We start from the raw sequence: 12,159 nt of genomic DNA, 5'->3' as shown, positions 1-12,159 counted from the left end.
TATTGTTTTTAAAGGACTATTCAGCATCAAATCTAAGGAGAGCTCTGATGAGTAACCCATATGTTCGATTGGATAAAGACAATGTGGCAGTGCTTCTGGTGGACCATCAAACCGGACTCTTATCCCTGGTCAGAGATATAGACCCGGATAAGTTTAAAAACAACGTCCTGGCTTTAGCCGATATGGCGCTTTATTTTAAATTACCCACAATTTTAACAACGAGTTTTGAGCAAGGTCCGAACGGCCCTTTAGTGCCTGAACTGAAAGAAATGTTTCCTGATGCCCCATATATAGCAAGACCAGGGCAGATCAATGCATGGGATAATGACGATTTTGTTGCGGCCGTGAAAGCGACCGGGAAAAAGCAGCTGATTGTGGCGGGTGTGGTGACGGAAGTCTGCGTCGCGTTTCCGGTGCTGTCTGCGATTGAAGCCGGATATGAAGTTTTCGTGATTGCCGATGCTTCCGGCACCTTTAACGCGATGACTCGTGATGCCGCGTGGGATCGGATGTCGGCGGCGGGGGCTCAGATGATGACCTGGTTTGGCGCGGCCTGTGAATTACATCGTGACTGGCGAAACGACATTGAAGGACTGGGAACGCTGTTTTCCAATCATATTCCTGATTACAGGAACTTAATGAACAGTTACTTTACGCTTCAGCAAGGAAAATGACACCGGTAGTGATGATGAGCTGGAAAGCCATCATCACTCTGGAGAATCACTGTTTGGTACATCCATATTGGGTAAATCCATTGAAACGGTTTCGCATCGGCATATACCGAAGAGCCTTTTCAGGGTGAATCCGATTGATTCATTTCCTCTTCTCATTTCAGTCTGACCACCTCAGGACAGTGTGATGCTTGCGCAGATGACAGGGATGCGGTATTGATACGCCTCTGTTTTCAACCTTGTCGTATAAGGATTTCGTATGGCAATCTCTCTTTGGTTCACCTTTTTTGCTGCCTGTGTTGTGTTTAGTCTGGCGCCTGGGGCTGGGACAGTGGCATCGATCAGTAACTCTCTGAATGCCGGGTTTAAAACTGCAATCAAAGGGATTGTCGGGTTGCAACTGGCGCTGATATCTCATTTGCTGATTGTATCTTTTGGATTGGGAGCTTTGCTGGCGTCCTCTGCGACGGCATTTACGGTCATTAAATATGTGGGTGCTGCGTATCTGATCTATATCGGTGTCACGAAAATTCTGATGGCGAAGCGAGAGACGGTCAGTGAAACAGACACTGTCGTCAACACGAAAGCGCTGATCCGCCAGTGTTATATCGTCAATATAATGAATCCGAAGTCGATCATTTTCCTGGCGGCATTTCTGCCTCAGTTTATTGACCCGCAACAGGCAATGGCGATGCAATATCTGGTTCTGGGTGTGACGGTCGTGTTGGTTGATACCTGCGTCATGCTGGGTTACGCCTTCATGGCGAGTGTCGCAAAACCTTATCTGACCAGCCCTGCAACCATGAAATCGCTGAATCGTATTTTTGGTTCTTTATTTGTTTCTATGGGCGTCCTGCTGGCACGTGCAGAACAATAGTGATTGATTTATCAGGAAAAGCTTAGCCTTTTTATCTCTCTTTTCTGACCGATAAACTGGCAAAAGTAACACTCTCTGCAAATACTGGTATCACAGTCGCGCGGAGAATCCTCCGTGGTCGTCATGACAACAGGAGGTTCCCATGGCTCATCTGATTTATTCTTTGAATATGTCTTTAAATGGTTACTGCCATCCCGAGGATCGGGTGGCAGACCAGTCGCGTTATGAGTATGCATTGGAAGTTCTTCTCTCTGCTGACGCGTTTTTACTGGAGCGGGCAACGTATGATTTGCTGACGCCTTATTGGCCGGAAGCAGTCACAAAGTCAGATTTACCCAAGTATATGCAGTACCTGGCTCTGGAGTTACAGTCGATTCCGAAGTATGTCGTTTCTTCTCAGCCGTTAACTTATGCCTGGCACAATACAGAAGTGATCTGTGGTGAGGGCATCGACCAGGTGAGTCAGTTCCTGAATGGGGTGTCCGGGACTGTCGTGTTATTCGACAGTCCAGCTTTAGGTGCAGCTTTAGTGGAAGCCGCTTTGATTAACGAATACCACCTGCTGGTCATGCCTTTTATCGGCACGCAGGAAAAGCGTGCTTTTGAAGGCGTCAAAACCAAACAAAAATTGGCACTACAGGTCGCACAAAAGCTGAGTAAGGATATGGCACTTCTGAAATATACCCCTGAGTATGAATGTTGAATCCTGATCTTGTGATGCGCGTGAAGATCAGGCACTGTTGATCCTTTCATTCAAGATATAAAAATTCAGGGTTGAGCAGTGTCTGGCAAGAATCATTTTACCTTAGCCGGTTGTGGCGCGATTTTTCTCTTCAGCAGTGTTGTTGCGCTGATACGCAGTGTGACCGAACAACTCGGTCCTGTGGGCGGCGCAGCTATGATTTACACGGTCAGTACAGTCATCCTGATATTCACTGTTGGTTTACCAAAGTTGTCCTCGTTCTCATCCCGTTATTTGTTGATTGGCGGAGCATTGTTTGTCAGCTATGAAATGTGCCTGGCACTGGCTTTAGGGATGGCAAATGACAGATTACAAGCGGTCGAAATGGGACTCATCAATTACCTTTGGCCTTGTCTGACCGTTTTGTTCGCTGTGCTGTTGTCCCGTCGGCGGGTCAGCTGGCTGTTGTATCCATCACTGTTGTTGTCTTTTTTCGGGGTAGCCTGGACAGTGTCCGGTGATAGTGGCTTATCAGTCAGCCAACTGACGGCGAATGTTCAGAGTAATCCGGTGAGTTATTCGTTGGCGCTCTGCGGGGCCTTTATCTGGGCGATTTACTGCAATATTACCCGCGGGATGTCGAACGGCAAAAATGCAATCACCTGGTTTTTTGCTGCAACTGCGGTGGCATTGTGGATCAAATATCTGTTCACTCAGGAGCCCGCAATGCAATGGACCTTGCCCGTCATCTGGGATCTGCTGTTGGCAGGCCTGGCGATGGGAGGCGGATATGCATTATGGAACATCGGGATTATTGGCGGAAACATGGTGCTGCTGGCGACGCTGTCTTATTTTGTACCGGTGTTTTCGACTTTTCTGTCGGCCTATTTACTGGGTTTAGAATTGACGGCCACGTTCTGGCAGGGCGTAGTCATGGTCACCCTCGCTTCTTTACTGTGCTGGTGGCTGACCCGGGAAAAGCCTGCCGGGGAACTGCTACAGGAAGAACAAGCCTGAGCTTTATTCTGAAAATCCGCACTGAAGTGCGGATTTTTTTATACGCATGAGTGTTCAGATTTTCCTTTTTACGCTGATGTTTAATTTGTTCTGGCTTGTTAGAATCCTGCACTGATTGAAATGATAAAAAGGAAAGTGAATCAATGGGATACCAGATGGTTGAGCAAGTTGTCGCTCCGGAAGATTTTCTGCGTTTACGCGAAATTTCTGGTTTGTCTCCCCGTTCCTATGAGGCGGCCGTGAAGGGGCTGCCGAACAGTTTGTACGGCATCCATATCCTTTATGAAGGTCAAGCAATTGCGATGGGCCGTGTGATTGGAGACGGTGCCATCAATTTTGAGATCGTTGATGTTGCAGTCGACCCTGAACATCAGGGCAAAGGACTGGGTCGGCAGATCATGGAATACATCATGGCCTATCTCGACCGGGAAGCATTTCCCCGTTCTTATGTGTCTTTGATGGCAGATGTCCCTGCACTGTATGAAAAATTTGGTTTTCAGCTGTCAAGGCCGAAATCTGAAGGCATGTATTGGGTGAAAAAGTAACGGACCGGGAGAATCGACTTTCGATTCTGTGAGCGGTGCCCGGAAGGAGAAGTGTGCATGATTTCCTGCCAGCAATATGATTACATTGAAATTGCCTGTTTGTACAAGTTGCCGGTGAAACTCATACTGCAAAATGGTGGTGTGGTGATTGGTGAGGCTGCAGACACGCTTCGCAATGCAGCAAGGCAGGAATGTATGTCAGTCAAAACAGCCAATGGTTTACACATTGTGATCCTGGATGAGCTGGTCAGTATGGCAGCGACCCGGCCAAATGCTCACTTTGATGTTGTCGTCTTTCAATAAAGTTTTGGATTTAACTTATTGAAATAAAAGGAGTGTCAGGTTCATGTCGGGCGAATGTCGTCACCTGTCAGGTCGTAAAAACGATACAGTGACAACGAAACAGCAAAAGGAATTTGAAAAATGATTATCAGAAAGCTCAGATTACAGCGAGGTTGGTCTCAGGAACAGTTAGCCCAGCTGAGTGGTGTCAGTGTCCGGACTATCCAGCGGATTGAGCGAGGTGGAAATGCCGGTTTAGAAACCCTGAAGTCATTCGCGGCTGTTTTCGAAGTTGATATTAATGAACTGAAACAGGAGCCTGACATGAACAACGACAACGCAGTGACCGAAGAAGAAAAACGTGCATTGTCTTATGTGCGCGATATCAAAGCTTTTTATTCCCACTTAATCACCTACTGCCTGGTGATTGGTGTTTTATTTGTCATTAATTTTGTCACAAACCCTGACTATATCTGGGCCTGGTGGCCGGCAATGGGCTGGGGGATTGGGGTGGCGATTCAGGCAGCGAATACTTTCGAGGTATTTAGTTTCTTCAGCACAGACTGGGAAAAGAAACAGGTCGAAAAACGCTTGGGACGTAAGTTGTAATCCTATGGTGTGCATTCGCCTGAGTGAAAAGGCCGGTATCTGTTGCCGGCCTTTTTTATTGCTGTTGGAAAATGGCTGAGGTGGTGACAATTTGTTCTCGCGCAGCCATAGTTAACTGAAGAAGACAAAAAGTCAGAGGTGTTGCATATGGCGGGCAAGTTCGGTGAGCAGGAAGCAAAAGTAAAACTGGAAAATTCGTCCAGGAAAGTCACCGATAAAGACATTGAGCGAGTACTGGAGAAAGAGCAGGACATCGAAGCGAAAGTGCAGAAAAATGGTTCGTTGCGCCAGTACTTCAATGTGGTGAAGTCTATGTATCGGCTGGTCAAGGCATACTGGCGAGGGGAGTATCGGGAAATCCCATGGTTCACCATTGCTGCTATCGTTACGGCTTTGCTGTACGTCTTTAATCCGCTGGATGTGCTGCCGGATGTTATTCCTTTTCTGGGCTTCACCGATGATGCACTGATTCTGGCTGTTTGTCTCAAACTGGTACAGCAGGATCTGGATGATTTTGAAGCCTGGCAGGCAAAGCAAGAGCATCATGTCAGAACTGACGGACAAAAAATGTAATTTCGGTTCTCTTCGGTTGACTACAGCAGGTGATGAGCCACCTCTGGCTTATCACATCATTCGTTCTTCCACTGCGGAAAACGCAATCATCGCTCAGTCTCACTTGATCGTTTAAGGATTTTTCGCGGATATGAAAAGGTACGGGCTTTTTCTCTCTTGTCGTGATGAGCCTGACTTTCAATTTATGAGATACCTCTGCAATCATTTCATAAAGACTTGTACACGTTGTACAAAATAAAAACTTGTACAACCTGGTGTGTTTGACTACCATTCTTGTACAAGAAATATTTTTGTACAGGTGTGAGATGACTCGGTTTGAGACGGCTGACAGTGAAAGAAGGATTCCGGTTGGAATCAGTGCTTGTGTGCTGGGTGAACAGGTTCGCTTTGATGGCGGCCACAAACGAAACCGTTTTGTCACTGACGAGCTGGCAAAATATGTCCGTTTTCGTCCGGTCTGCCCTGAAATGGCGATTGGTTTGCCTGTCCCGCGTCCCACGGTTCGCTTGGTGCTGACAGAAAACGAACCCCGTCTGGTTGACAGTAAGCATGGGCAGCAGGATTACACTCGTCAGATGCAGACATTTGCTGAAAAGCACGTTTCAGGGCTCAACGAACTGTGTGGCTTTGTTGTTTGTGCAAAATCTCCGACCTGCGGGATGGAACGGGTGAAATTGTACATCCCGAATGGCAATACGGTTCCGGGAGGAACTGTCGGTGTCTTTACTCAAAAACTGATGACCGCAATGCCCTGGCTGCCGGTGGAAGAAGACGGAAGGCTCCAGGATCCTGTGCTTCGGGAAAACTTCGTGTTCCGCATTTATGCGCTGCATGATTTCTATCAAAGTGTGGCACAACGGCTTTCGCTGGATGCATTCATCAAATTCCACTCACGCTATAAATTCGTTTTGATGGCACATTGCCCTGCGGCCTACAAAGCCATGGGGCAGCTGGTGGCAGGCATCAAAAACTGGGATCTGGATGAATTCTTTACCGAATATCGTCAGCAGTTAATGGATGCACTGCGTCAACGCGCCAACCGTCGCAACAATACCAATGTGCTGATGCATCTCCAGGGCTATTTCAAACGCAGTCTGACCAGCCGTCAAAAGCAGGAGCTTCATGACCTGATTCAGAGCTATCGACTGGGTCATCAGCCAATTCTTGTCCCTTTGGCACTGATTAAACATTACCTGAAAGAATATCCGGATCCGTATCTGCAATTGCAGACCTTTCTCAATCCGTATCCGGAGGAGTTGAAATTACGTTATGGCCTCTGAAATTCAATTGTTTGCAATACGGGAAGTTTCTGAACTGACGGGAGTGAATCCGGTCACCTTGCGTGCATGGCAGCGACGCTATGGTTTGATCAAGCCACAGCGCACTGAAAAAGGTCACCGGTTATACACCCGGGAAGATATTGAAAGAATACAGCTGATTCTGTCCTGGCTGGAGAAAGGTGTTGCGATCAGTAAAGTGCGTCCCTTACTGGAAGGAGGCATGGAAGCGCCGCTCAGTCAGAGTGAGCAGAATGAATGGGTTGAACCTGTGTTGACGGCGCTGTCGGAATGTCGCCGGGGGAAACTGGAGCAGCTGTTAACTCAGCTGATGAAAGAGTACCCGCTGCCTATGTTTATTGAAAACGTGGTTGAGCCTGTCGATAAGCAGGTCAAGGATCCGGCAAATCCACTCAGTGCGATACAGAAAGCGTTGTGGCAGTCGGCGCTGATCGAACGGTGCGCCGGTCTGATTTCCAAAAATCGCAAACGCAACGGTAAAAAAGCCCTGCTTTTAAGTTTTGAGCCTGCGCAGGATGGTATGACGCACACGATCTGGTTGGCTGCCCTGGCGATGAGTAGTGAAGGTGACAGCGTCACAATTCTGGAGAACTTACCGTTCAACGGAAAGTTGCATGGGCTGGAGGCCGCGGTTGCTCAGCAGCAATTCGAAAAAGTGGTTGTCATGGGTGAAAGTAAATTGCCTCAGGCGATTTTGAAACAACTGTCTCGATTGCATGATGAATTCCATTGTCCCGTTCAGCTGAACGGCAGTATCGCTGTGATTCATGCAGGCTGGCAGAAACCACCGACAGGAGTTCAGAACGATGGCGAGCAGTAAGACACAGACCAGTCTGATGTGGTTCCGGGCCGATTTGAGAACCGTGGATAACACCGCATTGATTCAGGCCTGTCGGCAGAACAAACCGGTGCTTGCGGTGTTTTATGCAACGCCTGAACAATGGGCAAGGCATGATACCGCGCCGATTCAGATCGATTTCATTCGTCGTCGTTTAATCGAACTGCAATCCCAGCTGGCCGATTGCAATATCCCTCTGCGGGTCGAAACCGTTGCTGATTTTGCAGCGATCCCGGAATCCATTACCGCTCTGGCGAATGCATGGCAGGTAACCCATGTGTTCTGTAATAAACAGTACGAGTGGAATGAAAAACAGCGCGATCTGGCTGTGGGGCGGGCTTTAAAAAGCGCCGGGATCAAATTCAGTGTGTTTGAAGATACCTGTGTCATTCCGGCCGGGCAGGTGCTCAACCGGCAGGGCGACCCTTTTAAAGTTTATACCCCTTTTCGGAGGACCTGGATTGAACAGTTTCTCCTCAGCCCGGCATGGGCCCAGCCTGTTCCAGAGGCTGTTGCGCATCCAGACAATATGAGTGCGTTCGGCACTGATCTGGATGAAAGTCTCAGCCGTGATTGTCTGGCTTACCCGGAAGCAGACAGCAGCCAGTGGCCGGTTGATGAATCCTCAGTCCGGCAGCGTCTGATGCGCTTTTGCATTGAAAAAATTCAGGATTACGGCGAGCAGCGGGATATTCCGGCTGTCGATGGTACCAGCGGTTTGTCGCCGTATCTGGCTGTTGGCGCCATTTCAGCGCGTCAGTGTGTCACTGCTGTATTGCATGAGTATCCGAATACGCTGGAGAAACAGGAAGAAGGGCCCTTTATCTGGCTCAATGAAATTATCTGGCGGGAGTTTTACCGGCATCTGATTGAGGCTTATCCGCAAGTCAGCCGGGAGCAGCCATTTGTTAACTGGACAAGAAAAGTCCGGTGGCATGCGAATCAAACTGCTCTGGAACAATGGCAGCACGGGCAGACCGGATTTCCGATAGTGGATGCCGCGATGCGACAGCTGAAAGCAACCGGGTGGATGCATAACCGGCTGCGGATGATTACGGCCAGCTTTCTGACCAAGGATTTGCTGATTCACTGGCGGGAAGGCGAGAAATGGTTCATGTCGCATCTGATCGATGGCGATCTGGCATCCAACAATGGCGGCTGGCAATGGGCGGCCTCGACTGGGACTGATGCTCAGCCTTACTTCCGGGTCTTTAATCCGACCGCACAGGGCAAAAAGTTTGACCCGAGTGGTGCGTTTATCCGGACCTGGGTGAAAGAGCTGGCCCATGTCCCGGATAAATATATTCATAACCCTTATGACTGGCCTGATGTGAAAAACCTTGATTATCCGCCACCGATGGTGGATCACAAATCGGCAAGACTGCATGCGATTGAAGTATTTAAACAGGCAAAAGCTGCAGCAGAAGCGAACTGAAGCCAGCGAAGGATTTCGCAATCACTGAAGGGAGCAAACCCATGAGCGATCTGAACAGCACCCATGTTGTCCGGGGAGAGGATGTCCCGGAAACGGAAACCGTCATGGACACTTTTGTCCGGCTCTACACCAATCTGGATAAACACAACCTGGCCAGTCTGGCGGATCTTTATCATCCGGATGTGGTGTTTGAAGATCCGGCTCACCGGGTGATGGGCTGGCAAGCACTTGATGATTACTTCCTTCAGTTATACAAACATGTGACACATTGCCGGTTTGATATTCATCAGACCCTAGTTCAGAACCAGGCCGATCAACAACAGGGCTGCGTGGTCTGGACCATGAATTTCGCCCATCCCCGGATTGATCAGGGCCAGCTTCGTCAGGTGCAAGGCTGTTCTGTGCTCCGGTTTCAGGAGAACCGGGTGATTTACCATCGTGACTATTTCGATCTGGGAGAAATGGTGTACGAAGGTATCCCTATACTGGGCCGGGTCATCAAAACCATTAAGGCAGGCTTGTCATGATGTCGACTGTGCTGATCACTGGCGCCAGCTCCGGCATCGGCGCTCAGCTGGCGAAAGATTATGCCGTTGAAGGCTGGCAGGTGATTGCCTGCGGACGATCACTGGAAAAGTTGCAGCAGGTTGCAAATGTCAGTGAACGGATCACGCCATTGGCCTTTGATATTTCTGATTATCAGGCAACGCATGATGCCTTGGGCGATCCGACCGTCAGGCCAAATCTGATCATTTTGAACGCGGGCACCTGTGAGTATATCGAGCACGGTGAAGTGGATGTGGCTTTGTTTCATCGTGTGTTTGATGTCAATTTCTTCGGCCTGCTGAACTGTATTGAGGCCATGCAGCCTCATTTTACGGAAACGACCCATTTGGTGATGGTCAGTTCATCGGCATCCTTTGTTCCACTCCCGCGGACCGAGGCTTATGGGGCATCAAAAGCCGCAGTCGATTATCTGACCAACAGTCTGAAACTGGACCTGGCAAGACGAGGGATCACAATCACGCTGGTCTCCCCGGGATTCGTTGAAACCCCGCTGACGGATAAAAATGATTTTGAAATGCCGATGCGGGTGAGCACTGAATATGCTTCGCACAAAATTCGTCAGGGAATTGAAAAACGGAAGTCCCAAATTCATTTCCCGCCACTGTTCAGCGGGTATCTGAAATTTCTGTCGCTGCTCCCTATGCCGTTGCAGCTGGCGATCGTGAAACGAATGACAGGAACAAAATAATGAAGATAGCCATTATCGGAACCGGTATTGCGGGACTGACCTGTGCCTGGAAACTGCGCGAACGCCATGACATCACTGTTTTTGAGGCGAATGACTATATTGGCGGACATACCGCGACCGTCGATGTTGAGGTGGAAAGCGGATGCTATGCAATCGACACCGGTTTTATTGTATTTAATGACAGGACTTATCCGAATTTTGAAGACTTGCTGCGGGAAATCGGTATTGGCCGTCAGCCGACTGAAATGAGCTTCAGTGTTCAGAATGAAGCCATCGGACTGGAATATAACGGTCATGATGCGCTGTCTATGTTTGCTCAGTGGCGGAATTTTTTCAGTCCCCGGTATTACCGGTTTATCGGCGAGATCCTGAGGTTTAACCAGCTTGCCAGAGAAGCCAGTCTGGACGAAATGAATCATATCACGCTGGGTGAGTTCCTGAGCCTGCATGAATTCAGTCCGTTTTTCTGCCAGAACTACATCTTGCCCATGGGAGCCGCGATCTGGTCCTCAACTCTGTCGGACATGCGGGCGTTTCCGTTCCCGTTTTTCGCGCGTTTCTTTCGTCATCATGGGTTACTGGAAGTGACCAACCGACCGCAGTGGTTTGTCGTTCCGGGCGGTTCCCGGGAATATGTCCGGAGTCTGGTCCGGGATTTTGAGGATCGGATCCACCTGAACCAACCGGTTCGCCGTGTTGAGCGTTGCGGGCCAGCCATTGCGGTATCAACGTCACAGGGCACTCACTTGTTCGATCAGGTGATATTTGCCTGTCACAGCAATCAGGCTCTGTCGATGCTTGCCGATCCAACGGTGCAGGAATCACGGGTATTGGGGGCCATTCCTTATCAGGACAATGAGGTTGTTCTGCATACCGATACGAACCTGTTACCGAATACCAGACGTGCCTGGGCGGCATGGAATTACCACCTCCCGCATGCAGCTGACCACGAACACCGGCTTGCGAGCGTGACCTACAACATGAACATTCTGCAGGGGCTGTCAGCACCGGAAACCTTCTGTGTGACCCTGAACCGGACTCAGGATATTGATCCTGAAAAGATCCTGCGTCGGTTTACTTATGCGCATCCGGTTTTCAATGTCGCATCCATTGCAGCACAACAGCAGCGTGAACTGATCAACGGTAAGCAAGGATACTGGTTTTGCGGGGCGTACTGGTATAACGGTTTTCACGAAGATGGGGTCCGGAGTGCACTGGACGTGGTCAGAGAGATTGAAATCCTGAAGAGAGATACAGCCCGTGATCGTTCGGAGTTCGTCTCATGAATCTGAGCAGCTTACAGAGCGGTCTGTATGTCGGGCAAGTCCGTCACCGTCGTTTTACTTCGGCAAAGCATGCGTTCAGCTATCCCATGTTCATGCCCTTGATCGATCTCGATGAGCTGGATCTGCTGTGTACTCAGGTGCGCGGGTTCGGACAACGCTGGTATCACCCGGCAAGGTGGCGGCGGGAAGATTACCTGCGCGGTGAAGGGACGGGCCCCCTGAAAGACAAGGTTTTGGACAAAGTCTTCAAGCTGACGGGGGAGCAACTGACCGGCGGCAGAGTAAAGCAACTTTGTCAGTTACGTTATTTCGGAATCTATTTTAGTCCGATCAACCTTTATTACTGTTTCAACGAACAGGGCGAATGGCGCTGGCTGCTGGCTGAAGTCAGCAACACCCCGTGGAACCAGCGTCATTTTTATGCTGTGCCTGCTGTGTCGGACTGGCATGAAAAGCAATGGTTTCAGAACAAGGCTTTTCATGTGTCGCCCTTCAATCCAATGGCTCAGCATTATTTTTGGCGTTTGAAAGTTTCAGAAAATCAACTGCTTGTTCATTTGGATATTCATGATACTGACGCTGGTGATGTGGTGATGGATGCCACCATGGCTTTGCGCAGACAGGATTTTCGCACGAACGTGCTGTGGCGTTTGCTGCGTCAGACGCCGGTTCAAACCCTGAAAGTGGTTGCCGGAATTTACTGGCAGGCAATGAAACTGTGGTGGAAAGGGGTTCCGTTTCACGGACATCCGCACACGGCAGCACATGCATCGCCAAAAGAAGGCGATTCA

General features: G+C 49.4%; 14 protein-coding genes and 1 pseudogene. All 15 read left to right on the top strand.

Features of this window, described 5'->3' with window-relative positions; translation table 11 throughout:
• Positions 1 to 47 precede the first annotated feature (47 nt).
• A complete protein-coding gene (gene ycaC / locus SPK40_RS07910; RefSeq protein ID WP_330960060.1) occupies positions 48 to 674 on the top strand; it encodes an isochorismate family cysteine hydrolase YcaC in 627 nt (208 codons plus the stop codon).
• Positions 675 to 930: 256 nt separating this feature from the next.
• Entirely contained in the window at positions 931 to 1,548 is a 618-nt protein-coding gene (rhtB, locus tag SPK40_RS07905) for a homoserine/homoserine lactone efflux protein (RefSeq protein WP_330960059.1), read from the top strand.
• Between the two features lie 142 nt (positions 1,549 to 1,690).
• Complete coding sequence (locus SPK40_RS07900) at positions 1,691 to 2,251, top strand: dihydrofolate reductase family protein (RefSeq protein WP_248142279.1); 561 nt, start codon at positions 1,691 to 1,693, stop codon at positions 2,249 to 2,251.
• Positions 2,252 to 2,329: 78 nt separating this feature from the next.
• A complete protein-coding gene (gene yddG, locus SPK40_RS07895) occupies positions 2,330 to 3,247 on the top strand; it encodes an aromatic amino acid DMT transporter YddG (RefSeq protein WP_330960058.1) in 918 nt (305 codons plus the stop codon).
• 143 nt (positions 3,248 to 3,390) lie between these two features.
• A complete protein-coding gene (locus SPK40_RS07890) occupies positions 3,391 to 3,792 on the top strand; it encodes a GNAT family N-acetyltransferase (RefSeq protein WP_330960057.1) in 402 nt (133 codons plus the stop codon).
• Positions 3,793 to 3,849: 57 nt separating this feature from the next.
• On the top strand, positions 3,850 to 4,095 hold the full coding sequence (locus SPK40_RS07885) for a Rho-binding antiterminator (RefSeq protein WP_330960056.1): 246 nt from the start codon (positions 3,850 to 3,852) through the stop codon (positions 4,093 to 4,095).
• A gap of 120 nt (positions 4,096 to 4,215) precedes the next feature.
• Complete coding sequence (locus SPK40_RS07880) at positions 4,216 to 4,683, top strand: 2TM domain-containing protein (protein WP_248142283.1); 468 nt, start codon at positions 4,216 to 4,218, stop codon at positions 4,681 to 4,683.
• Between the two features lie 147 nt (positions 4,684 to 4,830).
• On the top strand, positions 4,831 to 5,256 hold the full coding sequence (locus SPK40_RS07875) for a YkvA family protein (protein ID WP_248142284.1): 426 nt from the start codon (positions 4,831 to 4,833) through the stop codon (positions 5,254 to 5,256).
• A 305-nt stretch (positions 5,257 to 5,561) separates the two neighbouring features.
• A complete protein-coding gene (locus SPK40_RS07870; protein WP_330960055.1) occupies positions 5,562 to 6,536 on the top strand; it encodes a YbgA family protein in 975 nt (324 codons plus the stop codon).
• Complete coding sequence (locus SPK40_RS07865) at positions 6,526 to 7,374, top strand: MerR family transcriptional regulator (protein WP_248142286.1); 849 nt, start codon at positions 6,526 to 6,528, stop codon at positions 7,372 to 7,374. The genes SPK40_RS07870 and SPK40_RS07865 overlap by 11 nt, the downstream gene beginning before the upstream one ends.
• Complete coding sequence (phrB, locus tag SPK40_RS07860) at positions 7,361 to 8,827, top strand: deoxyribodipyrimidine photo-lyase (protein ID WP_330960054.1); 1,467 nt, start codon at positions 7,361 to 7,363, stop codon at positions 8,825 to 8,827. Before SPK40_RS07865 ends, phrB begins: the two co-directional genes overlap by 14 nt.
• A 104-nt stretch (positions 8,828 to 8,931) precedes the next feature.
• Positions 8,932 to 9,354 (top strand): nuclear transport factor 2 family protein, encoded by a 423-nt coding sequence (locus SPK40_RS07855; protein ID WP_248143319.1) that lies wholly within the window; start codon positions 8,932 to 8,934, stop codon positions 9,352 to 9,354.
• A complete protein-coding gene (locus SPK40_RS07850) occupies positions 9,354 to 10,082 on the top strand; it encodes an SDR family NAD(P)-dependent oxidoreductase (protein ID WP_330960359.1) in 729 nt (242 codons plus the stop codon). The genes SPK40_RS07855 and SPK40_RS07850 overlap by 1 nt, the downstream gene beginning before the upstream one ends.
• The gene (locus tag SPK40_RS07845; RefSeq protein WP_330960053.1) at positions 10,082 to 11,368 is read left to right on the top strand and encodes an NAD(P)/FAD-dependent oxidoreductase; all 1,287 of its coding nucleotides are present in this window, start codon (positions 10,082 to 10,084) and stop codon (positions 11,366 to 11,368) included. Before SPK40_RS07850 ends, SPK40_RS07845 begins: the two co-directional genes overlap by 1 nt.
• A pseudogene (locus SPK40_RS07840) lies at positions 11,365 to 12,120 on the top strand (DUF1365 domain-containing protein); the annotation flags it as partial. The gene SPK40_RS07845 and the pseudogene SPK40_RS07840, both read left to right, overlap by 4 nt.
• Positions 12,121 to 12,159 lie beyond the last annotated feature (39 nt).

The organism is Photobacterium sp. 53610 (assembly GCF_036409375.1).
GTDB lineage: Bacteria > Pseudomonadota > Gammaproteobacteria > Enterobacterales > Vibrionaceae > Photobacterium.
The sequence above is the reverse complement of the archived record's forward strand: the minus strand, read 5'-3'. Positions and strand labels throughout refer to the sequence as shown.

Excerpts from the sequence above, each read along its gene's own strand:
- rhtB (WP_330960059.1), top strand. The coding sequence starts at position 931 with ATGGCAATCTCTCTTTGGTTCACCTTTTTTGCTGCCTGTGTTGTGTTT.
- SPK40_RS07880 (WP_248142283.1), top strand. The coding sequence starts at position 4,216 with ATGATTATCAGAAAGCTCAGATTACAGCGAGGTTGGTCTCAGGAACAG.
- SPK40_RS07865 (WP_248142286.1), top strand. The coding sequence starts at position 6,526 with ATGGCCTCTGAAATTCAATTGTTTGCAATACGGGAAGTTTCTGAACTG.
- ycaC (WP_330960060.1), top strand. The coding sequence starts at position 48 with ATGAGTAACCCATATGTTCGATTGGATAAAGACAATGTGGCAGTGCTT.
- SPK40_RS07890 (WP_330960057.1), top strand. The coding sequence starts at position 3,391 with ATGGGATACCAGATGGTTGAGCAAGTTGTCGCTCCGGAAGATTTTCTG.
- SPK40_RS07870 (WP_330960055.1), top strand. The coding sequence starts at position 5,562 with ATGACTCGGTTTGAGACGGCTGACAGTGAAAGAAGGATTCCGGTTGGA.
- SPK40_RS07900 (WP_248142279.1), top strand. The coding sequence starts at position 1,691 with ATGGCTCATCTGATTTATTCTTTGAATATGTCTTTAAATGGTTACTGC.
- phrB (WP_330960054.1), top strand. The coding sequence starts at position 7,361 with ATGGCGAGCAGTAAGACACAGACCAGTCTGATGTGGTTCCGGGCCGAT.
- SPK40_RS07855 (WP_248143319.1), top strand. The coding sequence starts at position 8,932 with ATGGACACTTTTGTCCGGCTCTACACCAATCTGGATAAACACAACCTG.
- SPK40_RS07885 (WP_330960056.1), top strand. The coding sequence starts at position 3,850 with ATGATTTCCTGCCAGCAATATGATTACATTGAAATTGCCTGTTTGTAC.
- SPK40_RS07845 (WP_330960053.1), top strand. The coding sequence starts at position 10,082 with ATGAAGATAGCCATTATCGGAACCGGTATTGCGGGACTGACCTGTGCC.
- SPK40_RS07850 (WP_330960359.1), top strand. The coding sequence starts at position 9,354 with ATGTCGACTGTGCTGATCACTGGCGCCAGCTCCGGCATCGGCGCTCAG.
- SPK40_RS07875 (WP_248142284.1), top strand. The coding sequence starts at position 4,831 with ATGGCGGGCAAGTTCGGTGAGCAGGAAGCAAAAGTAAAACTGGAAAAT.